The organism is Fusobacterium ulcerans ATCC 49185, assembly GCF_900683735.1.
GTDB classification, from domain to species: domain Bacteria; phylum Fusobacteriota; class Fusobacteriia; order Fusobacteriales; family Fusobacteriaceae; genus Fusobacterium_A; species Fusobacterium_A ulcerans_A.
In genome coordinates this window covers 2,617,595-2,642,385 of record NZ_LR215979.1, presented here as the reverse complement: position 1 = coordinate 2,642,385, position 24,791 = coordinate 2,617,595, and the positions used below count along the sequence as shown (strand labels likewise).

22 protein-coding genes are annotated in these 24,791 nt (G+C 29.6%); 19 read left to right on the top strand and 3 right to left on the bottom strand.

Annotated features, from left to right (window positions below; translation table 11 throughout):
• Positions 1-7: 7 nt before the first annotated feature.
• From E0E45_RS11760 to E0E45_RS11715, 10 genes are all read left to right on the top strand, one after another.
• Entirely contained in the window at positions 8-748 is a 741-nt protein-coding gene (locus E0E45_RS11760; protein ID WP_130891350.1) for a hypothetical protein, read from the top strand.
• 38 nt (positions 749-786) lie between these two features.
• On the top strand, positions 787-1,665 hold the full coding sequence (locus tag E0E45_RS11755) for a PHP domain-containing protein (RefSeq protein WP_232044111.1): 879 nt from the start codon (positions 787-789) through the stop codon (positions 1,663-1,665).
• 28 nt (positions 1,666-1,693) lie between these two features.
• Positions 1,694-2,692, top strand: coding sequence for an ADP-glyceromanno-heptose 6-epimerase (rfaD, locus tag E0E45_RS11750; protein ID WP_130891349.1), 999 nt, complete (start codon positions 1,694-1,696; stop codon positions 2,690-2,692).
• A 14-nt stretch (positions 2,693-2,706) separates the two neighbouring features.
• The gene (locus E0E45_RS11745) at positions 2,707-3,516 is read left to right on the top strand and encodes an undecaprenyl-diphosphate phosphatase (protein ID WP_130891348.1); all 810 of its coding nucleotides are present in this window, start codon (positions 2,707-2,709) and stop codon (positions 3,514-3,516) included.
• 10 nt (positions 3,517-3,526) lie between these two features.
• A complete protein-coding gene (locus E0E45_RS11740; protein WP_130891347.1) occupies positions 3,527-3,916 on the top strand; it encodes a hypothetical protein in 390 nt (129 codons plus the stop codon).
• A 169-nt stretch (positions 3,917-4,085) separates the two neighbouring features.
• Positions 4,086-5,186, top strand: coding sequence for an SIMPL domain-containing protein (locus E0E45_RS11735; RefSeq protein WP_130891346.1), 1,101 nt, complete (start codon positions 4,086-4,088; stop codon positions 5,184-5,186).
• A gap of 138 nt (positions 5,187-5,324) precedes the next feature.
• The gene (locus E0E45_RS11730) at positions 5,325-7,100 is read left to right on the top strand and encodes a BglG family transcription antiterminator (protein WP_130891345.1); all 1,776 of its coding nucleotides are present in this window, start codon (positions 5,325-5,327) and stop codon (positions 7,098-7,100) included.
• A gap of 152 nt (positions 7,101-7,252) precedes the next feature.
• Positions 7,253-9,160, top strand: a complete 1,908-nt coding sequence (locus E0E45_RS11725) for a sensor domain-containing diguanylate cyclase (RefSeq protein ID WP_130891344.1) — start codon at positions 7,253-7,255, stop codon at positions 9,158-9,160.
• 186 nt (positions 9,161-9,346) lie between these two features.
• A complete protein-coding gene (gene malX / locus E0E45_RS11720) occupies positions 9,347-10,882 on the top strand; it encodes a maltose/glucose-specific PTS transporter subunit IIBC (protein ID WP_130891343.1) in 1,536 nt (511 codons plus the stop codon).
• A 16-nt stretch (positions 10,883-10,898) separates the two neighbouring features.
• Entirely contained in the window at positions 10,899-12,080 is a 1,182-nt protein-coding gene (locus E0E45_RS11715; protein WP_130891342.1) for a MalY/PatB family protein, read from the top strand.
• Between the two features lie 127 nt (positions 12,081-12,207).
• Here E0E45_RS11715 and E0E45_RS11710 read toward each other — a convergent pair whose 3' ends face one another.
• Both E0E45_RS11710 and E0E45_RS11705 read right to left on the bottom strand, forming a co-directional pair.
• Positions 12,208-13,569: an alanine/glycine:cation symporter family protein gene (locus E0E45_RS11710; protein ID WP_130891341.1), complete on the bottom strand. Its 1,362-nt coding sequence runs from the start codon at positions 13,567-13,569 to the stop codon at positions 12,208-12,210.
• Positions 13,570-13,600: 31 nt separating this feature from the next.
• Positions 13,601-14,329, bottom strand: a complete 729-nt coding sequence (locus E0E45_RS11705) for a glycerophosphodiester phosphodiesterase (RefSeq protein ID WP_130891340.1) — start codon at positions 14,327-14,329, stop codon at positions 13,601-13,603.
• Between the two features lie 483 nt (positions 14,330-14,812).
• Between E0E45_RS11705 and E0E45_RS11700 the strand changes: the two genes are divergently transcribed.
• The 9 genes from E0E45_RS11700 to E0E45_RS11660 all read left to right on the top strand — a co-directional run bounded on the left by E0E45_RS11700 (position 14,813) and on the right by E0E45_RS11660 (position 23,743).
• Positions 14,813-15,010, top strand: coding sequence for a heavy-metal-associated domain-containing protein (locus tag E0E45_RS11700; RefSeq protein ID WP_130891339.1), 198 nt, complete (start codon positions 14,813-14,815; stop codon positions 15,008-15,010).
• A complete protein-coding gene (locus E0E45_RS11695) occupies positions 15,010-17,478 on the top strand; it encodes a heavy metal translocating P-type ATPase (protein WP_130891338.1) in 2,469 nt (822 codons plus the stop codon). Before E0E45_RS11700 ends, E0E45_RS11695 begins: the two co-directional genes overlap by 1 nt.
• Before the next feature lie 20 nt (positions 17,479-17,498).
• Positions 17,499-18,077 carry a metal-sensing transcriptional repressor gene (locus tag E0E45_RS11690; protein ID WP_130891337.1) on the top strand — a complete coding sequence of 193 codons (579 nt, stop codon included), beginning with the start codon at positions 17,499-17,501 and terminating at the stop codon, positions 18,075-18,077.
• Between the two features lie 28 nt (positions 18,078-18,105).
• On the top strand, positions 18,106-18,771 hold the full coding sequence (locus E0E45_RS11685) for a response regulator transcription factor (protein ID WP_130891336.1): 666 nt from the start codon (positions 18,106-18,108) through the stop codon (positions 18,769-18,771).
• On the top strand, positions 18,768-20,204 hold the full coding sequence (locus E0E45_RS11680) for a sensor histidine kinase (RefSeq protein WP_130891335.1): 1,437 nt from the start codon (positions 18,768-18,770) through the stop codon (positions 20,202-20,204). Before E0E45_RS11685 ends, E0E45_RS11680 begins: the two co-directional genes overlap by 4 nt.
• 143 nt (positions 20,205-20,347) lie before the next feature.
• A complete protein-coding gene (locus E0E45_RS11675; protein ID WP_130891334.1) occupies positions 20,348-21,727 on the top strand; it encodes a short-chain fatty acid transporter in 1,380 nt (459 codons plus the stop codon).
• 8 nt (positions 21,728-21,735) lie between these two features.
• On the top strand, positions 21,736-22,392 hold the full coding sequence (locus tag E0E45_RS11670; RefSeq protein WP_130891333.1) for an N-glycosylase/DNA lyase: 657 nt from the start codon (positions 21,736-21,738) through the stop codon (positions 22,390-22,392).
• A 20-nt stretch (positions 22,393-22,412) separates the two neighbouring features.
• On the top strand, positions 22,413-23,060 hold the full coding sequence (gene atoD / locus E0E45_RS11665) for an acetate CoA-transferase subunit alpha (protein ID WP_130891332.1): 648 nt from the start codon (positions 22,413-22,415) through the stop codon (positions 23,058-23,060).
• A gap of 17 nt (positions 23,061-23,077) precedes the next feature.
• The gene (locus tag E0E45_RS11660) at positions 23,078-23,743 is read left to right on the top strand and encodes a 3-oxoacid CoA-transferase subunit B (protein WP_130891331.1); all 666 of its coding nucleotides are present in this window, start codon (positions 23,078-23,080) and stop codon (positions 23,741-23,743) included.
• 199 nt (positions 23,744-23,942) lie between these two features.
• Here the strand turns inward: E0E45_RS11660 and E0E45_RS11655 are convergent, their stop codons facing one another.
• A complete protein-coding gene (locus E0E45_RS11655) occupies positions 23,943-24,617 on the bottom strand; it encodes an MmcQ/YjbR family DNA-binding protein (protein ID WP_130891330.1) in 675 nt (224 codons plus the stop codon).
• Positions 24,618-24,791: the final 174 nt, after the last annotated feature.

The window sequence follows — 24,791 nt, the reverse complement described above, 5'->3', positions numbered from 1 at the left end:
GAACTAAATGAAAAAGTTATTTTTAGGTTTATTGATTTCAATGCTTTTTATTTCTTGTAGCTCTATGGAAAAAGGAAGCTCTTTAGAACAAAAGTATAATATAACAAAAGCTTCAGCTAAAGAATGGGATAAAACTATAATCAATGTTATTGAGGGAGAAGCACTTATTGAAGATTGGTATGGAGATGAAAATCCTATCATGTATTTGAGAAAAACTGGAAAAATGAGTGAAAAAGATTTCCAATTTTTACTATCTCTAGAGAAAAAAGATGCAACTGAAATAACTGATGATGAATATGATCAATTTTTAGGTTTAGTAACAAAATATAATAAAAAAATGCCTAGAAAATTCTTCTTAGACAATGAAAATATTAAAGACCCTAAGGGATTAGTTGATAAAATGGTAAGAGAATCATTTGTTAGAATGGAAAATCCATCTAATCACATTAAAGATGTAGTTGCTACTGAAGATGAATGGAATAAAATAGTTGAATATTCAAAACAAACAGATCTCAGTGAAAAAGATACTAAGCAGTTAAGAAAACTTCTTAATAAATTTCTAAAAAGAGATGAGTTTTTCTCTACAGAAGTATGGTATAATAGAGAAGTTTCTGCAAGAATGATAAAGATAGCTAACATCAATGCAAAAGATAATAAAACAGCTATAGAAAAAAATAATATAAATGCAAAAGCATTGTATATTGCTTATCCTGAATATTTTTCAAAACTAGAGAAATGGGATAACTAATAAATAAAAGAATAGTATAACAAAAAGGTGGGGCGTCTGTGGGAAATAGACGCCTTTCTTTGCTGAAAGATATAGAGGTGAGAGTTATGGAAGTGGATATGCACATACATACTATAGCTTCAGATGGAACTTTCACACCAGAAGAAGTAGTAAAAAGAGCAAAATCATTTGGTATGAAAACAATAGCTATAACAGATCATGATACAGTGGATGGATTGGCAGAGGGTAAAAAAATTGCTGATGAAGTAGGGATAGAATTTATTCAGGGAATAGAGATATCATGTAACATTGATAATTTAGAAGTACATATATTAGGATATTTTCTTAATCTTGAAGATGAAGAATTTCTTACTGAACTAGAAGAATTAAAAAAAGCAAGAGAAAATAGAAATAAAAAAGTAGTGGAAAAATTAGAAAAATGTGGTATAGTGGTTGATATGGAAAAAGTTAAAAATATGGCACCTGGAAATATTATCAGCAGGGTTCATATAGCAAATTATCTTGTGGAGATAGGAGCTGCTTTTTCTAAAAATGATGCTTTTGAGAAATATCTTGGAAAAACAGGTGCTGCATATGTACCAAAAGAAAATTTTCCACCAGAAAGAGCAGTAAAAATGCTTCATGCAAATGGAGCTTTTGTATCTATGGCTCATCCTAAATTAATTACACAAAATGATGGGATTTTGGAAAATATGATATCAGAACTTAAAAAACTGGGACTTGGAGGATTAGAAGCAGTTTATGGTACTTTCACTCCAGCAGAAAAAAGAAAATATAAAAAAATGGCAAAAAGACATTCTCTTTTAGTAACTGGAGGTTCAGATTTTCACGGAGCTAATAGAGAAGGAATAGATATAGGTGATACAGGTTTGGAATACTCGCAATTCAGATTAATAAAAGAGAGAAGCAGCAGATAATTATTATTTGAATATACAGGAGGAAATTATGATTATAGTAACTGGAGCAGCTGGAATGATTGGTAGTGCATTCGTTTGGAAGTTAAATGAAATGGGAATCAACGATATTATAGTAGTTGATAAATTCAGAACAGAGGAGAAATGGCTTAATTTAAGAAAAAGAGATTATGCTGACTGGGTAGATAGAGATGATCTTTTTGAATGGCTTTCAAATCCAGCAAATGCTGAAAAGATAACAGGAGTACTGCATATGGGAGCTTGTTCTGCAACTACAGAAAAAGATGCAGATTATCTTATGTCAAATAATTATGGATACAGTAAAAAATTATGGGAGTTTTGTGCAGCAAGGCAGATAAATTATGTATATGCTTCATCAGCAGCAACATATGGAGCTGGAGAGCTTGGATATAATGATGATGTAACACCTGAAGAATTAAAAAAACTTATGCCTTTAAATAAATATGGATATTCTAAAAAAATATTTGATGACTGGGCATTTAAGCAGAAAATAGCCCCAAAACAATGGGCAGGAACTAAGTTTTTTAATGTGTATGGACCACAAGAATATCACAAAGGAAGAATGGCTTCAATGGTATTTCATACATTTAACCAATACAAAGAAAATGGAGGAGTGAAACTTTTTAAATCACATAAAGAGGGATATAAAGATGGTGAACAGCTGAGAGATTTCGTTTATCTGAAAGATGTGGTTGATGTTTTATATTTTCTACTAACAGAAAAAGTAGAATCTGGAATATATAACATAGGAACAGGAGAAGCTAGAAGTTTCTTAGATTTATCTATGGCTACAATGAGAGCAGCATCCAATAATCCTGAGCTGGCTCAAGAAAAAGTAATTGAATTTGTTCCTATGCCAGAAGATCTTAGAGGAAGATATCAATATTTTACACAGGCAACTATGGAAAAATTAAAAAGAGCAGGATATACAAAAAAATTCCATTCATTAGAAGATGGAGTAAAAGACTATGTACAGAATTATATGGCTAAAGAAGATCCATACTTATAGGAGGAAAAAATTAGATGAACCCATTTTTAATTGTCATAATTCTAGGAATAGTAGAAGGGATGACAGAGTTTCTTCCTGTAAGCAGTACAGGGCATATGATTTTAGTAGAAAAATTTATCAATAGCAGTTTTTTCTCTAAAAGTTTTATGGATAGTTTTTTAATAATAGTTCAGCTTGGGGCAATACTTGCAGTAGTAATATATTTCTGGAAGGACATAAATCCTTTTGTAAGAGAGAAAGAAGTATTTGTGCAAAGATTCAGACTTTGGGCAAAGGTAGTGGTTGGAGTATTTCCAGCTGCTGTAATTGGACTTCTTTTAGATGACTATATTTCTGAATATTTTATGGGAAATGTAGTGGTAGTAGCTATGACACTAATATTCTATGGAATTATCCTTATCGTTGTAGAAAAATGTTATACAGGAACAGCTCATATAGATTCATTTCAAAAATTAGGTTATAAAACAGCGTTTACTGTTGGATTATTCCAATGTCTTGCTATGATTCCAGGAACTTCAAGATCAGGAGCAACTATTATAGGAAGTTTGCTTTTGGGACTTTCAAGAGGGGTAGCAACAGAGTTTTCTTTCTTTTTAGCAATACCAACTATGTTTGGAGCTACATTGTTAAAGCTTATGAAGAATGGACTTAAATTTTCTCCTATTGAATGGCAGCTGTTAGGAGTAGGTTCTGTAGTTTCTTTTGTTGTGGCATACCTTGTTATCAGATGGTTTATGCAGTACATAAAAAAGAGAGATTTTGTTTCTTTTGGAATATACAGAATAGTATTAGGAATATTAGTATTATTCTTTGTTCTTATGTGAGAGTGATTTAATGAAAAAAATGATTTCTGTACTGTCTGTTGTTTTTATAACTGCAGCTTTAATTAACTTTATAGGAGTGTCATATTTTAAACAGGCAAATATCTCTTCATTTAAAAATTATTTAACATTCTATGGGAAGAATATGGAAAAGTTTGATGTTCTTTTAAATGATGATAGAACAGCAGAAGAAACAAAGGATCAAATAAAAGAACTAACAGAAATGTATAGAGCTTTTGAGTCTAATGGAATGAAAAATTCCAAAGAGATGCTAGAATTTCATATAGGGAGTATAAGAAAAGGAACTCCTACTATTGGAACATTTTACCAGCTTTATAAATTTGGAAAACATCTTGATGAACAGGTAAAAGATGGAGAAAATATACTTAAAAATATAAAATAATAAATATTGGGGAAGCTGGAAACATTTTGTTTGTTTTGTAGTTTCCCTTTTTATTTACATATAATATTATTGTATTTGTAATATGTATATAAAGATGATAAAATTTAGATATAACCTAAAAAAATTGGAAGTAATTTTATTGTATTTTGAATTGAAACAGGAGGGAGTTATGTATAAAAAAACTTTGCTGATACTATTTGCTCTTCTTTTAACTAGTGTTGTTTATTCAGCTCCAGAGGAAGATAATAAATTAGCAAGAGAAAGATTACAGTATGGGAAGGAATATATTGTAACAGGGAAGATAAATGATGTATCTGGAATGGGTGAAATAACAGTGAAGCCAGATATAATAATTACAAATTTTGAACTTATGACAGAAGCTGATACTTTGGAAAAAGCTTCAGAAGAAAATGCAAAATCTATGAATGAGCTTAAAAATTATCTACTTTCAATAGGAGTAAAAGAAAGTGATATTGAAACTGCAAGATATACTAAAGGAGAAAAGGTAGAAGAAAAATTAAAAGATGAAAAATCAAATATATATAAAACAACATTTCAAGTAATTATTACTATGGAAAATAATAAATTTTATCCTGTAACAGATATCTTGAGCCAAGAAAATATTATAGAACTAAAAAATATAAACAGTGATTACAGAAATAATTTTTATTTTGTGATAGACACATTTGATAAAAATAGAGAAACATCTAGAAAACTTGCAAAAGAAAAATATGACAGGATAGAATCATCATTAAAAAAATTAGGAGTTCAAGATGTATCTATATTCAATTACAATGTAGAAGAAACAAAGGAAAGGGAGAAGAAAAAAATTTATACAATAACTCATGCTTTTAAAGTAAAAATGAAATCATCAATAGATATGGGAAAATTATTAAAAAAATGTGAAGCTCTTAGAATAAAGAATCCAGGAAGAATGACTTATGATATTTCAGAAGAGTTAAGAGATAAAGCTACATTAGAGGCTTATGAAAAGGCTATGAATAATTTATATGAGAAGGCAAAAATTATAATAAAGAATAGAGGATATGAACTTGGAGATGTAACTATTTGGGATAGAACTCAAAGTGGAAGAGATTATCTCACTATTCCAGCACCAGCTGTTATGATGAATCAAAGCAGAGTTAATGCTAAATATTTTGTAAGTCAAGCAGATTCAGACTCTACAGATATACCATTTTCAACAGCTCAGGAAATGAAGATAACAGCAAGAGTAACTGCTAGTTTTGATATAATAAATAAAGTTAAATAAAATAAGATTTGAGATTGACTAAAAAGCTAAAATTATATTTCAGTAGCTATAAGTCAATCTCTTTCTTTTTTTAGAGCTTGCTAAGTTTCTAAAAATGCTTTAATATATAGATATGAATTATATAATGGAGGGAAAAATATGAGTTTAAATAGAAAAGATATAAAACTTTTAGAAAAAATAAATAATAATATTTTTCCTATAAGTTCTCTGGCAGAAAAATATAATGTCAGTGAACGAAATATAAGATACAGTGTAGAAAATATAAATTTTTATCTTAAAAAAATGAAACTTCCAGAAATAATGATAAAAAAGGGAAATCTTGAATTTTCTATAGCTGATATTGAACTTGAAAAATTTGTAGAAGTTTTAGATATGAGTATGTATGTTTTTTCTCAGGAAGAGAGAGAAGAATATATCCTTATAAATTATCTGTTTAGAGATAATGTGAAAATATCAGAGATGGAAGCAGACCTAAAAGTAAGCAGAACTACTATAAAAAAAGATATCAAAGATTTAGAAAATTATCTTGCTGAATTTGAACTTTATTTCTATAGAGATGAAAATAAAATGGATATAGCAGGAAAAGAAAAGAAGTTAAGGCATTTAAAATTATTAAAAATGTTGAATCATATTGAGATAAAAAATAGAGAGATAGTTTTTATAAGAAAAAAATATATCAGTGAAAAAGAGGAGCAGAAAATAATAGCTGAGTATGTAAAAGGATATGATATTAGAAAAATAGCTGATGTAATAGATGAAATAGAAGATAAATTAGAGGCTCATTTTACTGATGAATTTAAAAATGTGATTGGAATATACTTGATAGCTACATTTGAAAGGATAAAAAATGGACATATAATAACTCAGAAGAATAATAGTGATTTTTTAAGAAAGCTTGAAGAATATAAAAAAATAAAGGAAGTTCTTGAAAAAGTTATAGATAAAAATCATGAATATGAAATGCTCCATCTTACAGAATATTTTTTAAGTGGATATTATAATGATACTTTTTCTGAAAATATTCTTATATTAGAGAGGTTTATTTCTAGAGTATTAGAGAATATGGATATAGAAATAGGAACACATCTCCTTAAAGAGAGAGAACTTATAGATAAACTTATGAAATATCTTCTTCCAGCTATTTACAGAATAAAGAATAATTTCTATTTAAATAAAACCCTTGATTTCAGTGAAATAAATATAGAAATTTTCACTAAGGTGAAAGAAATAATCAAGAAAAATGATCATTATCTTAAAGAACCCTTGAGAGATGAAGAGATATTTTATGTTTCGAAATATATAGAGGAATATTTAGAGGAAAAGAAAAATAAAAAAATATCTTTAAAAGAGCTTTTAAAACTGATTCAGCAAAATGCAAGAGATATAGATAATGATCTCCTGGCTGAGAGTATAAAAGAAAAATTTGGAATGTTTATAGATGATGACAGAGAAGAAAGCACAGATTATGGACTTATTAGACTTTTAGGAAGAAATCGTATATATATTTCTGATGAAAGAATAACTTTTGGAGAAGCTCTGGAAATTGGATTAAATATTTTATTGAAAGAAAGATGTATAAAAGAGAAAAGTATATATAATCTTAAAGATATGGTAGAAAAATTTGGAAGATATCTCTTTATTGATAAAAGAATATTGTTCTGTTATGATAAAGAGAAAGAAAATTGTTTAAAACCTGGAATAACACTTATAATTTCAAAACATGGAATAAAAGTAGATGATGAAGAAGATGCAGATGTTTTGTTTCTGCTGGCTGCAAGAAATAAAATTGAACATTTAAAAGTCATATCTGAATTGATAAAATTGATAGAAAAGAAGAAATTTTTTAATGAAATAATAGAGTTGGATAAACCAGAAGATATAAAAAATAAAATAAAAATTCTTTTAAAAGAATGAAAAATAGAAAGTATTAGTATTTAATATTTTGATTTCGTTTTCCCTCTTTAAAACAAAATTATTTAATGGACTTTTGATGAATTGTTTGTTATAATTATAGAATCTATAAGAGTAAATAATTTTAGAATGATATTAAAGGGGGAGCAAATATCTTGAAAGGCAATAAGCTTTTAAGAACTAATATATTGATTAGTGTTATTTTGATAGTAGGATTTTCACTTACAGCAGTATTTAGCTACCAAGCAAATTATAGGGCATCTTTAGATAATGTAGAGCAGGTATCTTCTCTTACTACAGAAGGAATCTATTATCAATTAACATCTATGTTCACAAAATCAGTAAATGCTTCTTTAACAATGGCGCATGACAGTTTATTGGTAGAACATTTATTGGAAGAAGAAAAATATTTTAGGGATGAAGACTATATTCAAACTACAAGAAATTATTTAGAAACATATCAAGAAAAATATGGTTTTGATTCAGTATTTTTAGCTTCTACTGCTACAAAAAATTATTATACTTTTACTGGGTTAGACCGTATTTTAATTGAAAATGATCCTGAAAATACATGGTTTTTTAATCTTTTAAAAAATGATCAGGAGTATTCTTTAAACATAGACAATGATCAAGTGAAGGGTGCTGATAATGCCATTACAGTTTTTGTAAATTGCAAAGTAAAAGATTCTAAGGGAAATGTTTTGGGTATTATAGGTGTTGGGGTACAGATAGAACATTTGAAAGAATTATTATTAAGCTATGAAAAGAAATTTAAACTAGAAACTTATTTAATCAATAAAAAAGGAACTATAGAGGTATCAACTACTTATACAGGATATGAAGAGAAAAACTGGTTTGAGATTTATGGACAAACTAATATCAAGAAAGAGATGCTAGCTTGGAAAGAGGATTCTGTAAATTTGGAAATGTGGATAAATTCTAGTGAAAATACTATTGATAAAGATTATATAGTAACTCGTTATATTCCAGAACTATCTTGGCATCTCATTGTCAGGCAGAATACAGGTAAATTGATTTCTGAAATAAGAAATAGCATTTTTCAGACATGTCTTATAATTACATTTATTATTTTGATTATACTTGTTATAATTACTTCTATAATCAGAAATTTTAATAAACAAATTATAAAATTAGTAGAAGAAAGAGAAACTATTTTTAGAAGATCAACAGAGCAATTATATGATAAGATAAATGAATTGAACATTACTAAAAATACATATGTAGGGAAACATACAGTGCATTATTTTGAAACTATAGGAGCTAAAGGACTCCCATTTGATCAAGGGTTACGTGTGATTGCAGATAAACAGATAAAAGAGGAATATAGAGAAGGATATATAAATATTTTTTCTCCAGAAAATGTAATTAAAGAATATAAAAAAGGGAATAAATCCTTACGATATGAATTTATGATAACAGAAGATGGAGTGAATTACCATTGGATGAGAGTTGATGCCTATATCTTCTATTCTCCAGAAGATGACTCAATTCATATGTTTGCATATAGAAAAAATATTGATGAAGAAAAGAAAAAGGAACAAAAAGCAGAATTAGATGAGATGACAGGATTTTATAATAAAAAAGTTACAGAAAGAATTATTGATAGGATGCTTTTAGAATCACCAGAACAAAAATATGATTTTTTTATTTTTGATATTGATAATTTTAAACAGGCAAATGATAATTTTGGACACTTGTTTGGAGATTTATGCATCAAAGAATTTACTAGAGTTATTAAAGAGAGTTTTGGTGAAGAAAATGCTATAATGGGACGTGTTGGAGGAGATGAATTTGTAGTATTTACTCCAATTATAAATACAGAGTGGGTTGATAGAAAGGCTAAAGAGGTATCTAAAGCATTAAATATTAAATGTGAAAATAATTCCTCTTATTGGGATATGTCCGCAAGTATTGGGATTGCTATTACGCCAGAAGATGGAAAAGAATTTAAAGATATTTATAAAAATGCTGATATAGCTTTATATCAGACAAAAGAAAAGGGAAAAAATGGATATACTCTTCATAAAGGGAAGAAATGCTGATTAAAAAATATCTATAAGAAGGATAGCTGGATTAAGTTGAAAAATTTAAGACAGCTGTTTTTTTATTTTTATATATTTATGGTAAAACTTTTTTTCAAAAAAATATGAAAGATTATGTATATTAACTTTGAGGATTCTTTACTATATAATACTTTTAAAATAAAATAAAAATATTTGGAGGAAAAGATGAAGAAAAAAGTTAGTTTTTGGGAATTTTTTCAAGGATTAGGAAAAACATTCATGCTGCCAGTATCACTATTAGCAGCCTGTGGTATTATGCTTGGGATAGGAAGTTCATTTGCAAGTTCAGTAACTGCTGAAATACTTCCATTCTTAAATAATCCTATTTTAAAAGTGTTCTTTGAATTTATGGCAACAATAGGTTCATTTGCATTTTCGAACCTTCCAGTTATGTTTGCAATGGCTATACCTTTAGGACTTGCAAGACAGGATAAAGGGGTAGCAGCATTTTCTGGATATGTTGGATTTGCTATGTCAAGTCTATCAGTTAATTTCTTCTTAAAAGCAACTGGAACTTTAGCTACACCTGAAAATATGAAAGCAGCAGGACAGTCTATGGTTCTTGGTATTCAAAGTATTGATATAGGGGTTCTTGGTGGAGTTTTAATTGGTATAATCGTTTACAAAGTTCATGACAGATATTGTGAAATCAAACTTCCAGATGCACTTGCATTCTTTGGTGGAGCAAGATTTGTACCTATTGCTACAGCAGTAATAGTTGGAGTTGTAAGTTTATTAATTCCATTCATCTGGCCTTTCTTTAATAATGTGATTATGGGAATAGGAAAAATGATAGGAAAAGCTGGAGCCTTTGGACCATTCCTTTTTGGAGCTGGAGAAGGACTGTTAAGACCATTTGGACTACATCATATATTAGTTGCTATGATAAGATTTACACCAGCTGGTGGAGAGGCAATTGTAAATGGAGAAACAGTTTCAGGAGCTCTTACAATATTCTATAAACAGTTTGCTGATGGAATACTTGATCCTAATGTAACAAAGTTCCTTTCACAAGGAAAAATGCCATCATATATGTTTGGACTTCCAGCAATAGCTTTGGCAATATATAATACTGCAAGACCTGAAAATAGAAAAAAAATAAAAGGACTTCTTGCTTCTGGACTTGTAGCTTGTGTAATTGGTGGAATAACAGAACCACTAGAATTTATATTCCTTTTCTTATCACCAGTTTTATACATTTTCCATTGTATCATGGTTGGACTTGGATTTATGATGATGGGAATTTTAAAAGTAGCAATTGGAAATACTGATGGAAACCTTATAGACTTTATAGTATTTGGTGTATTACAAGGAACAAGAACAAAATGGTATTTAGTTCTTCTAGTAGGAGCAGTATGGTTTGCAGTTTATTATACAGTATTTAAATATGCAATATTGAAATTTAATTTAAAAACTCCTGGAAGAGAAGCTATAACTGAAGGAGATAATGTAAAATTAGGTGGATATGATGAAGAGAGAATGCTGAAAGCTTTAGGTGGAAAAGATAACATTGTTTCTCTTGATAACTGTATCACAAGACTTAGAATGGTTGTAAAAGATATGTCTGTTGTAGATTCAGATGAAATAAAAGCAACTGGAGCAATAGCAGTAGTAAAATTAGATGATACAAATCTTCAGGTGGTAATAGGACCACAAGTACATGTTGTAAAAAATAAATTAGAAAAATTAATGAAAAAATAATTAGAATGGTGAGATAATGAAATTTGATGAAGTAAAGGATAGAAGAGGTACTTACTGTACTCAATGGGATTATGTGAAAGACAGATTCGGAAAGGATGATCTTCTTCCTTTCACTATATCAGATATGGATCTGGAATCTCCAGAAGAGATAGTAGATGCTCTTATAAAAAGAATAAATCATAGAATATTTGGATACAGCAGATGGAATCATGATGATTTTAAAAATTCCATTGAGGGATGGTATAACAAGAGGTTTGATTTTCAGATAGATAAAGAATGGATAATATATAGTCCAAGTGTTATCTATGCAGTATCAAAATTTATTGAAATGAAATCTAATAAAGGTGATGGAGTGTTGATAAATACTCCAGGATATGATGGTTTCTTTAAAGTAATAGGAGACAATGAGAGAAAACTTCTTACTTCTCCACTGAAAAAAGTTGAAAATGGATATGAAATAGATTTTGATGATTTTGAATCTAAATGCAGAGAAGCAAAAATATTTCTTTTATGTAGTCCTCATAATCCTACTGGAAAAGTCTGGACTGAAAATGAACTTAAAAAAATGATAGAGATATGTAAAAAACATAATGTGTTTATAATTTCAGATGAGATACATATGGATATAATTTACAGAGGAAAACATAAACCTATTTTATCACAAGCTGGAGATTATATAGATAATATAGTTTTATGTACATCAGCTTCAAAAACTTTTAATATACCAGCATTGTGTGGATCGTATCTATTTATAACAAATCAAAGTGATAGAGATGAATTTTTAAGAATATTAAAAAATAAAGATGCTCTTTCATCACCTTCAATACTTGCTGTAATAGCTACAATAACAGCCTATGATAAATGTGGATACTGGGTAGATGAATTAGTAAAATATACTGAGAATAATATAAAATATGTAAAAGAGTATCTAGAAAAAAATATTCCAGTACTAAAATGTGAAATTCCTCAAGGATCATATTTTGCATGGATAGATTTTTCAGGACTAGGGATTTCAAATGAAGAGTTTCAAAGGTATCTGATTGATATTGGGGGAGTAGCAATAATGCCTGGACTTACTTATGGAGAAGAGGGAAGATATTTCCTAAGACTTAATGTTGGGTGCTCTATCAAGAAAGTAGAAGACGGGTTACAGAGAATAGAGAAAACAGTAAAATATATAATAAATATAAAAAAATAGTCTTTTTATATATTGAAGTATAATTATTGTTATATAAAAAAATTGGAAAAAGGGTTTAGACCCTTTTTTCTTTTACATAAATATAAAATAAAAAATGGATGACTCACTCTGGCCACCCATTTTTTAACTATTTATTTCCTGGATAGAATTTTGGATTTGAAAAATAATCCTTAGTCTGCTCAACAACTTTAGGGAATAAAACAACCAATGCTATCATGTTAGGAATAACAACTAATCCCATAGCCAAGTCTTGAATAGTCCAAACAAGACTGATTTTAGTAATTGATCCAACAATACATAGGAAAGGGAATACATATCTGCATTTAGCAGTTACTTCAGGACCAAAAGCATAAGTAAAACTTTTAGCAGCATTGAACCATTGTCCCATTAAAGTAGTAAAACAAAATACTAATAATGAAAGTGTTGCAGCATGCTTTAATGGTGACCATACAGTACCAAATGCTTCAATGGCCATTACTGAACCAGGAGTATTTGTTTTGTAAAGACCAGTAACCCCAACAATAAGAGCTGTGATAGTACAAACTATTATAGTATCTAGGAAAACTTCTGTAACACCAGCAATTCCTTCTCTGCAAGGATGTTCAACAATTGCAGAACCATGGGCAAAAGGTGCAGTTCCTTCTCCAGCCTCATTAGAATACATACCACGAGTAATACCATATTGAAGAGCTCTTGCCATAACATATCCACCAGTACCTCCAGCAGCAGCTTTTAGAGAAAATGCTTCTCTGAAAATAGTAGCAAATATAGTAGGAACTTGCTGAGCATTTAATAAAATAACTAAAAGTCCAGCACAAATATAGAAAATTGACATTATAGGAACAAGAGCAGTTGCAATATTAGCAACTCTTTTAAGTCCTCCAAGTGTAATAGCCATTAAAAGGCAGATAAGAACTACTCCAGTGATATAAGTTGGGATATTATAATTAGAACTTAAAATTCCAGCAATAGTATTAGACTGAACAAGATTTGCTCCCATCATTTTTGTACACATAAGTACAGCAATAACTACTCCAAGCCAAGGCATTTTCAATCCATCTCTGATATAGTACATAGGTCCACTTAAAATATTTTCATTTGAATCTTTTCCACGATACAGCTGAGAAAGAACAATTTCTCCATATTTCAAAGCCATTCCAAAAAATGCAGCAACCCACATCCAGAATACAGCACCCATACCACCAGCAGTGATAGCAGTAGCTATACCAACAACATTTCCTCCTCCAACATTTCCAGCAAGAGTTACCATCATTGCTTTGAAAGATGGGATAGAACCTTCACCTTTTTCATCATTTCTAGATTTAAAAGACTCTATAAGAGTTTTTCTCATAATAAATCCAAAATATCTCACTTGAATAAAACCATTTGTAAAAGTATAAAGTATTCCAAGTCCCAGTAAAATAAAAACAAGCCATTTTCCCCAGATTATTCCATTGATTCTTTCTAACAGAAATTCAAATTGGTCCATATTAACTCCTCCCAATGTTTTATATAAAAATTTATTTATATTCTTTAATTATTTTTCCTGCCAGATCAGGAAAATTTCCTATAATAATATCTATTCCTTTTTCTATGAGATAATGTATATCTTTTTCTTTATTGACAGTATATGTATTTATTTCTATTCCATATTTTTTAATCTCATCTATAACTTCAGGAACTAAATTATAGTGTACAGGGTGATAACATTGAATACCAAGATCATGTGTATATTTACCAGCATTTATAAGCCAAGTTTCAGATAGAAGCCCATATTTTAGATTAGGAGCTATATTTTTCATCCGAAGTACACTGTAGTGATTGAAGCTTGAAATTATAACTTTATCTTCAACTTTGTATTCTTGGATAAGATTCCAAACTTTTTCTTCAATACCAGGATATTCAAGAATGCCAGTTTTCAGTTCAATATTAGTTATAATATTTTTATCTTTAACAAGTTCCAGATATTCTCTTAAAGTAGGAATTTTATTAAATCCCATCTGTCCATGATAGATGAATGAAGCATCAAAACTGCACAATTCTTCATAAGTATAGTCTGCTACCAGCCCTTTTCCATCTGTTGTACGATCTATTGTTTCATCATGAATGATAACTACTTCTCCATCTTTAGTTAACTGGACATCAAGTTCTATTCCATCAGCACCAGCTTCTATAGCTTTTTTAAAAGCAAGCATAGTGTTTTCAGGATATTTTCCACTGAATCCTCTATGTGCGAAATTCTTTGTCATTTTATTTTCCTCCAATTCTTAAAAACCATTTTTTAGATAATAATATATTTTTTAAACTTTTACCAGCTTTTTTACAGTGTTTTTACAAAAAAATAAACTAAAATAAATTCATGGATATCCATAAAATTATTTTAGCTTTCACTTCTCTCCGCTAACATATTAAATTGATACTTAACGATTGAAATTATATCAAAAAGAACCAATTTTGTCAAATATAAAAATGAATTTTATAGAATTCTTTGAAGTAAAAGTAAAATTTTGATTTTAAATAAAAATTTAATGAAAAATAAAAAAATAAGAGGATAATAATAAAAAATTTCAAATAATCAATATAGAATAATTATAATAAAATATTTGATTTTTTTAGAAGTTAATATAGGGGTATATAGTTAAAGAATGTTAAAATATATTGACTTTTAGAAAAAAATGAGTTACTATTATATAGGGGTATACCCTATAATTTAAAATCAGGAGGTATTATTTATGAAAAGAATAATAAAAATAGATGGTATGGGTTGTCAGAAATGTGTGGCACACGTGAAAGAGGCTTTAGAAGGTTTAGATGAAGTAAATTTATTGGATGTAAAAATTGGAGAGGCATCTGTTGATATCCCAGAAGGATATGATTTTAAAAAAATAATTGAAGCATTGGATGATGCAGGATACGAGGTTGAGGAATAATGAAAAAAACTTATAAACTTGGTGGCATAAGCTGCCAAGTTTGTGTAAATAAAATAGAGAAAAAATTATCTAAATTAGAAGGAATAAAAGAAGCGACTGTTAACCTTTCCACAGAAAAACTTTCAGTTGATTATGATGAAACAATTTTAAAAGAAGAAATAATAATAGAAACTGTAAAAAAATTAGGATATGAAATAGAGGAAGAATCAGATTTAAAAGATATAGAATTGGATATTGATGGAATAAGCTGCCAAGTCTGTGTCAATAAAATAGAAAAAAAAGTTTCAAAACTTAATGGAGTAAAATCAGTAGCAGTAAACTTAGCAAACAGCAGAGGAAAAATTGTTTATGATTCAGATGTTATTAAGCTTTCAGAAATTCTTGAAGTAATGCAAAAAATGGGATATACTGGAACAAGGCATGAAGAATCTTCTGAAAACCAAAAAGACAAAGAGAAAGAAGATCATTTAAAAAGAGAGTTTTTAGAATTTAAAATAGCAATTGTTTTTTCTGCTATTGTTTTCTATATAGCTATGGGTACAATGATAGGACTTCCAGTTCCTTCTATTATTTCACCAGATGCTAATCCATTAAATTTTGCAATAGTGCAGTTTATACTTGCTTTACCAGTGGTGTATATAGGAAGAAGATTCTATATAGTTGGATTTAAACAATTATTTATGAAAAGTCCAAGTATGGATTCATTGATAGCAACAGGAACAGGGTCAGCTTTACTTTATAGTATATATGGAACTTTTAAGATAGCAGAAGGAAATCATCACTATGTTCACTCTCTTTATTATGAATCTGCTGTAGTTATTCTGGCACTTATTCTTTTAGGGAAATATCTTGAAGGAGTAAGCAAAGGGAAAACTTCTGAAGCTATAAAAAAATTGATGAGCTTAAAAAGTAAAAAAGCTAATCTTATAAGAAATGGAGAAATAGTACAGGTAGATATAGAAGAAGTGGAAAAAGGTGAAGTTCTTTTAGTAAAACCTGGAGAAAGTATTCCAGTTGATGGAAAAGTAATTGATGGAAACAGTACTGTAGATGAATCTATGCTGACAGGAGAGAGTATTCCAATTGATAAAGCAGCAGGAGATGTTGTGTATGGTGCAAGTATAAATAAAAATGGAAGTCTAAAAATAGAAGCAACAGCAGTTGGAAAAGATACTGTAATATCTAAAATAATAAAACTAGTGGAGAATGCTCAGGGATCTAAAGCTCCTATTGCCAAGATAGCAGATAAAGTATCATCTTATTTTGTTCCAATTGTTATGCTTATAGCAACAGCAGCAGGAATTATATGGTATTACTTAGGAAGCCGTGGTATTGTAGAAATAAATAATACTCCTTCTATATTTGCTCTTACTATTTTTATTTCTGTAATGGTAATTGCTTGTCCATGTTCATTAGGACTTGCTACACCTACTGCTATAATGGTAGGAACTGGAAAAGGAGCGGAACTTGGAATATTAATAAAATCTGGAGAAGCTCTGGAAAAAGCTCATAAAGTAAATACAGTTGTATTTGATAAGACTGGAACATTAACAGAGGGAAAACCAAAAGTAACAGATATTTTAACTTTAGATGGATATAAAGAAAATGATATACTACAAATAGCAGGAGCTTTGGAACTTCACTCAGAACATCCATTGGGAGAGGCTATTGTTGAGGAAGCTAAAAACAGAGAACTTGTATTTCCTCAGGTAAATGATTTTATTTCTATAACTGGACAGGGAGTATATGGTAAAATAGAAGAGAGTGAAGTTTTAATAGGAAACATCAAGCTGATGAAAGCTAAAAATATAGAAATAACTATGAAAAAAGAACTGGATGAATTGGCATCTCAAGGAAAAACTCCAATGTATATGGCTATAGATGGAAAATTCTTAGGTATAATAGCAGTTGCTGATGTAATGAAAGAGGAAGCTGTAGATACTATTAAAGAATTGAAAGAAAGAGGATATAAAATTGGAATGATTACTGGAGATAATAAGATAACAGCTGAAGCAATTGGAAAACAGGTTGGAATAGATATGATATTTGCTGAAGTTACACCTGAGGATAAATATTTGAAAGTAAAAGAATTACAGGAAGAAGGTTATAATGTAGCTATGGTAGGAGATGGAATAAATGATTCGCCAGCTCTTGTACAGGCTGATGTAGGAATAGCCATAGGTGGAGGAACAGATATTGCTATGGAAAGTGCAGACATCGTTTTGATGAAAAGAAATCTAAAAGATGTACTGACAGCAATGGATCTAAGCAATGCTACTATCAAAAATATAAAACAAAACTTATTCTGGGCATTTATATATAACACTTTAGGAATACCAATAGCAGCAGGATTACTTTATCCTTTCACAGGACATCTTTTGAATCCTATGATAGCAGGAGGAGCAATGGCTATGAGTTCTGTTTCAGTAGTAACTAATGCATTGAGACTTAAGAATTTTAAGAAATAGTAACAAGGGGGATTTTAAAGATGGATAAATTAAAGAGAACCTGTATATCCAATGAATGTATGAGCAAGGAATGCCCAGCATTTAAGAAAAAACTGGAAGCAAGGATAAACAGGATAGAGGGGCAGATAAGAGGAATAGGGAAGATGTTGGTAAATAGAGTTGGATGTGATGATGTTCTTAATCAGATATCATCTGTAAAATCTGCTTTGAATGGAGTATCTAAATTAATACTTGAATCTCATATAAGAAATTGTGTAGTCAATGATATCAAAGCAGGTTCAGAAGATGAAATTATCTCTGAACTTGTGCAGACATTAAATAAGATGATAGATAAAACAAGTAAAAAAGTAAAAGAAGATCTGCCAGAAATGATAAAGAAGATAGAAACACAAGTAGGAAAAATAAAAGATTTGGTAGAAGAAGAACATTGTAATGAGGTTCTTAATGAAATATCTTTAGTAAAAGGAGAACTTGATGGAGTATCAAAATTAGTGCTTGAATCACATATAAAGAATTGTATAGTAAGAGATATAAAATCAGGAAATGAAGACAGAGTTATTACAGAACTTTTATACACATTAAATAAAATGATTAAATAAGGAAAAGATTTTATGATTGGGGGGCTTTATGAAAAAGATACTTGTAGTAGATGATGAATGGAAAATAAGAAAACTCATAAAGGATTACCTTGTGAGAGAGGGATATAGTGTAGATGAAGCTGGTGATGGAGAAGAGGGGCTGGATCTCTTCTTCCAGACTACATATGATATTGTTATTCTGGATATAATGATGCCAAAAATAGATGGCTGGAGTGTATGCAGAAAAATAAGAGAAGAATCACAGGTTCCTATTATCATGCTTACAGCTAGAGCTGATGAAAGTGATCAGTTATTTGGATTTGAACTAGAAACAGATGAATATATGATAAAGCCTTTCAATCCTAAATTATTAGTAGCAAAAGTAAAAGCCCTACTGAGAAGAGATGGAAAAATAGTTGATAAAACATATCTTGAATTTGGAGATCTTGTTATAGATACATCTAAGAGAGAGGTAAAATTAGGAGATGTAATACTTGAACTTACTCCTAAAGAATATGATCTTTTATATTTTTTCATCGAGAATAAAGGACTGGCTTTATCAAGAGAGAAGATTTTGAATTCAGTATGGGGATGGGATTACTTTGGTGATTCAAGAACTGTGGATACACATATAAAAAGATTAAGAAAGAAAATAGGAGATAACTTTATCCAGACAGTAAGAGGATTTGGATATAAATTCGAGGGAGACAAATGAAAATAAGATGGAAGATATTTTTCCTGATGTTCAGTGTAGTAGTGATGATAATCTTAGGATTATTAGTAACAAACAGTATCTATTTGGAAAAATTCTATATAAAAAACAAGAAAGAAAAACTTGTAGAACTGGGAAAAATACTTGTCGATCCTAAATATGTCATAGATTTTCAAAATCTTGAAATGCATTCAAATGTTGCCATACTTATAAAAAAAAATCAAGAGCTGTATAAACTAGAAACAGAATCAATACTTTCTAAAAGTGAAATAGATAGTATAGCAGAGAGACTTAAAGAAAATGAATATGTTTTCGAAGAAATAACTCTTCTTGACTATAGAGGAAAAGTTTTAATACTATTTATGCCCTATAGAAGTGATAGGTATATTGAGATAATAACTCCTTTGAGTTTTATTCAAGAGGGACTTGAAATATCCACACGATACCATCTTTTAATAATAGTATTGGCACTGATAATAGGTTCATCTATGTCTTTTATATTTTCTAAAAAGATGACTGATCCTATATTGGAAATAAAGGAAATAACTCAGAAAATTTCAGAACTTGATTTCAATAGAAAGTTTGAAAAAGATAGCAGAGATGAAATTGGAGAACTAGGTTATGCTATTAATCGAATGGGAGAAACTCTGGAAAAAAGTATAGACGAGTTAAATAAAGTCAATAAGAAACTCATGATAGATATTGAAAATGAAAAGAGATTGGATAAATTAAGAAAAGAATTTATAGCAAGTGTAAGTCATGAATTGAAAACTCCTATATCAATAATACAAGGATATGCTCAAGGATTGGTAGAAAATGTTGCAAATGAAGAGGATAAAAATTTCTACTGTGAAGTTATTATGGAAGAAAGTTTAAAAATGGACTCATTGGTTAAAGAACTTTTACTTATATCACAGATGGAATCAGGATATTTTAAAATGGATATTGAAGAGGTAAATTTCTATCCTATAATTAAAGATATAAGAGATAAATATTCCTCTAAATATAAAAAAGTAATTTATAGTGGAAGTAAAGAAATTTTTGTTTTATGTGATGAAAAATATATTGAAAGAGTATTGGATAATCTTGTGGTAAATGCTCTGAAATACTCTTCTGGAGAAAGAGATGTAATAATTAGTGCAGAAGATCTTGGAAATAAAGAAAGAATAATTGTAAGTAATGAAACAGATCGTTTAACAGAAAATGATTTAGACAGTATATGGACGCCATTTTATAGATTGGATAAAGTTAGAGATAGAGATGGACATGGATTAGGATTATCCATTGTAAGAGGAATTCTAGATAATCATAAGAGTAAATTTGGAGTATATTTTTCAGAAGAGAAAGTTGTAAATTTCTGGTTTGAGTTGGCTAAAAAGACAGATGATATAAAAGATGTTTATGATGATGAACTTCTGGAAGCAGAGGAAGTATAAATGAAAAATAAAGACTGTTTATATATTCTTGAGTTTTGATGTCATGAATATGATTAAATATATTGACTTTAAATAATGATGAGTATATACTTAGAATAGGAATTTTCGTTTTTCAAATTTAAGGATTATGAGGGAGGAAAGAAATGAACAATCAACAAACTAAACAAGGAGCATTTAAAAGATTCACATCTTTCTGTGTTTCTTTAATGCAAAAGTATTTGCCAGATCCATATATTTTCTGTGCAATGTTAACATTTATCGTATTTGCAGGAGCAGTTATTTTTACTAAACAATCACCAATGAGAGTTATTGGTCATTGGACAAATGGGTTCTGGTCATTGCTTGCATTCTCAATGCAGATGGCATTAGTGCTTGTAACTGGACATACAATGGCTAGCTCAAGTGTATTTAAAAAAATATTATCAAGTATGGCATCTAAATTAACAAGTCCTAAACAAGCTATTGTTGTAGTAACTTTAGTTTCTACTATAGCATGTATATTGAACTGGGGATTTGGATTGGTTATAGGAGCTATTTTTGCTAAAGAAATAGCTAAAAAAGTAAAAGGTGTAGATTACAGACTTCTTATTGCATCAGCATATACAGGATTCTTAGTATGGCATGGTGGACTATCAGGATCTATTCCTCTACAAGTAGCAAGTGACAGTGTGGCGGCTCTTTCTAAACAAACTGCTGGGGCTGTAACTGAAAATATCCCTACAAGTTTAACTTTATTTTCGCCAATGAATCTATTCATTGTTGGAGCACTTATCATAATGCTTCCAGTGGTAAACAGAGCTATGTATCCAGCTGATAATGAAGTTGTTACTGTTGATCCAAAATTATTGGAAGAACCTGAAGAAAAAGTTTTACTTCATAAAAATATGACTCCAGCTGAAAAAATAGAAAACAGCAAAGTTGTATCTATGATTTTAGGAGTTATGGGTTGGGCTTATATTCTTCAATATTTTGTAACTAAAGGATTCAATCTGAACTTAAATCTAGTTAACTTTATATTCCTATTTACAGGAATCATCCTTCATGGAACACCTAGAAAATTCATAAATGCCTTTGGTGAAGCAACTAAAGGAGCAGCAGGAATACTTTTACAATTTCCATTCTATGCTGGAATTATGGGTATCATGACAGGAACAAATGCTGATGGATCATCATTGGCTATATTAATGTCTAATTTCTTCGTAAATATTTCTACTCCAAAAACATTCCCACTATTTTCATTCTTAAGTGCAGGAATAGTAAACTTCTTTGTACCTTCTGGAGGAGGACAATGGGCAGTTCAAGCTCCAATTGTAATGCCAGCAGGTGTTGAGATAGGTGTATCTACAGCTAAATCAGCTATGGCTATTGCTTGGGGAGATGCTTGGACAAATATGATTCAGCCATTCTGGGCTTTACCAGCATTAGGTATAGCAGGATTGGGGGCTAAAGATATCATGGGATACTGTCTGATAGTACTTTTATGTTCAGGAGTAGTTATTTCAGCAGGATTCTTACTGTTCTAGGTAAAAAAATGAAAAAAAATGAATATTTTTATGAAATAAAAAAAATATACGAAGAAAAAAAAGATGAGATAGAAAGAAGATTAAAAGATTTTAAAGATATATGGGAGAAAGGAAGCAATGAGGATATTCATACAGAGCTTTCTTTCTGTATCCTTACACCTCAATCTAAAGCAGTAAATGCATGGAAAGCTATTACAACTCTTAGAGATAATGGACTTTTATTTAATGGAACTGCTGAAGAAATGGTGGAGTATCTCAATATAGTAAGATTTAAAAATAATAAAGCAAAATATCTTGTTACTCTTAGAGAACAGATGAAAGATAAGAATGGAAAAATAATAACAAGAGATTTTTTCAATAGTATTTCTGATGTGAATGAAAAGAGGGAATGGATAGTAAAAAATATTAAGGGGATGGCTTATAAAGAAGCTAGTCATTTTCTGAGAAACGTCGGATTCGGAAAGAAAATTTCGATTTTAGATAGACATATCCTGAAAAATTTAGTAAAATTAGAAGTAATGGAAGAAGTTCCAAAATCTCTGACTCCTAAATTGTATTTAGAGATCGAAGAAAAGATGAAAGCTTATTGTGATTATGTAGATATATCTATGGATAGTTTAGATTTACTTCTATGGTACAAGGAAGCCGGAGAAATATTTAAATAAAAAAGTGTTAGGAGGGCAAAATGAAAAACAAATTAGTTTCAATGGAAGAAGCTGTATCTCATGTAAAAGATGGAATGACAGTTTTTATTGGTGGATTCTTAGGAGTAGGAACACCTGAAAAAATAATAGATGCTTTAATAGCTAAAGGTGTAAAAGATCTTACTGTTATAGGTAATGATACAGGATTTCCAGACAAAGGAATTGGAAGACTTGTTGTTAATAACCAAGTTAAAAAAGTAATTGCTTCTCATATCGGAACAAACCCAGAGACTGGAAGAAGAATGCAGTCTGGTGAAATGGAAGTTGAACTAGCACCTCAAGGAACATTAGCTGAAAGAGTAAGAGCTGGAGGAAATGGACTTGGAGGAATCTTAACACCAACTGGAATAGGAACTATTGTTGAAGAAGGAAAAGAAGTTCTTACAGTGGATGGAAAAAAATATATTTTAGAAAAACCTCTAAGAGCTGACGTAGCACTTTTAAACGGTTCTGTGGTTGATGAATTAGGAAATGTTATTTATGCTAAAACAACTAAAAACTTTAACCCAATGATGGCAACAGCAGCAGATACAGTTATAGTTTTTGCAGAAAAATTAGTAAAAGTGGGAGAAATCGACCCAGATCATGTAATGACATCTAGAATATTCGTAGACTACATAGTTAAATAGGAGAGGTGAAGCAAGAAATGGAATTAGATAAAAAATTAGTAAGAGAATATATTGCAAAAAGAGTTGCACAAGAATTTAAAGATGGATATGTAGTAAATTTAGGAATAGGACTTCCTACTCTAGTAGCTAACTATGTACCAGAAGGAATAGAAGTTGTATTCCAATCAGAAAATGGAATTATAGGAGTAGGTCCAGCTCCAGAACCTGGAAAAGAAGATAAAGACATAGTAAATGCTGGAGCAGGATTTGTAACTGTTCTTCCAGGAGCACAATTCTTTGATTCTTGTACTTCATTTGGAATCATAAGAGGAGGACATGTAGATGCTACTGTTCTTGGAGCTCTTCAAGTAGATAAAGAAGGAAACTTAGCAAACTGGATGGTTCCTGGAAAAATGGTTCCTGGAATGGGTGGAGCTATGGACCTTGTAGTTGGAGCTAAAGAAGTTATAGTTGCTATGGAACATACAGCTAAAGGAGCAGTAAAAATTCTTGATAAATGTGATCTTCCATTAACAGCTGCTGGTCAAGTAAACTTGATAATCACTGAAAAAGGTGTTATAAAAGTAACTCCTGAAGGATTGCTTCTTACTGAAGTAAGCCCTTATTCTTCAATAGAAGATATAAAAGCATCAACAGGAGCAGAATTAAAAGTTGCTGATGATGTAAAAATATTATCGCTTTAATTAAAATAATTTGATTAATATTATCTCCCTTTTAGATCGTTTAAGAGGGAGATTTTTTTATTTTATTTTCTATATCAAAAATCTTTATTTAAAATTAACCTTAAAATAAATTTCAATATAGGAATATTTTATATTTAACTATTTTTTATGATACAAAAATTATAGATGATCAATTCTAGTTTAAAAGTTTGTTAAATTTTTACTTTTTCTTAATAATATTGAAACTGTCATCTATTAATGAATAAATTATTTCGATTGGAACAGAACCATCTAACTTAATAGTAAACCAATGTTTTTTGTTCATATGGTAGCCAGGAAGATAATTAATATTATCTACAAGAGAAAATATTTTATCTGATGTTGCTTTCAAATCAATAATTTCAATTCTTCCCACTTCATTTATCCCAATTTTACTTTTTTCAACTTCTAATAGAGCTGCATACCATTTTCCAGTTGATTTTTCACGAAAAACAGCATTATTTGGAGTTTTATCCCACAAGTATTCTGGTTCATTTTTATATTTTTCAGCAATATATTTTACAATTTTTTTTGCATAATCACTTTTAAATATCTCTTTTATTGTACATTTTTCAGCAATATCATTAAGTATTAATTCATATTCTTTTCGTATTTTTCCAACAAATCCTCCACTTATATTTTGAATATAAATAGGAGTATACTCATCATTAGTTTCTATATCTATAATTTTTATTGTTACTTCTTTTAATTCTTTTATACATATATTTAAATTAAAAGAGTTTTCCATTAAATTTACTGAATAAGTATATTGTTCATCTTTTTGAATAAATCCATATGATAATAAATGGTTGATTATAAATTTTCTGTTACTAAATATTTTTCCTTGGTAAAGCATATTATTATCACCTCATTTTTTTTATATTATACCATTTGTAATTCACATGGCAATACTGAAGAATACTTATTTCAAAGTTTAGTAAATTTTTGATAAAAACTTTTGACACATTTAGGCCATAAAGGAATGGTAAAATTTTAAAGATTATTCTAATATTCTTTTGCTCAAAAAAAT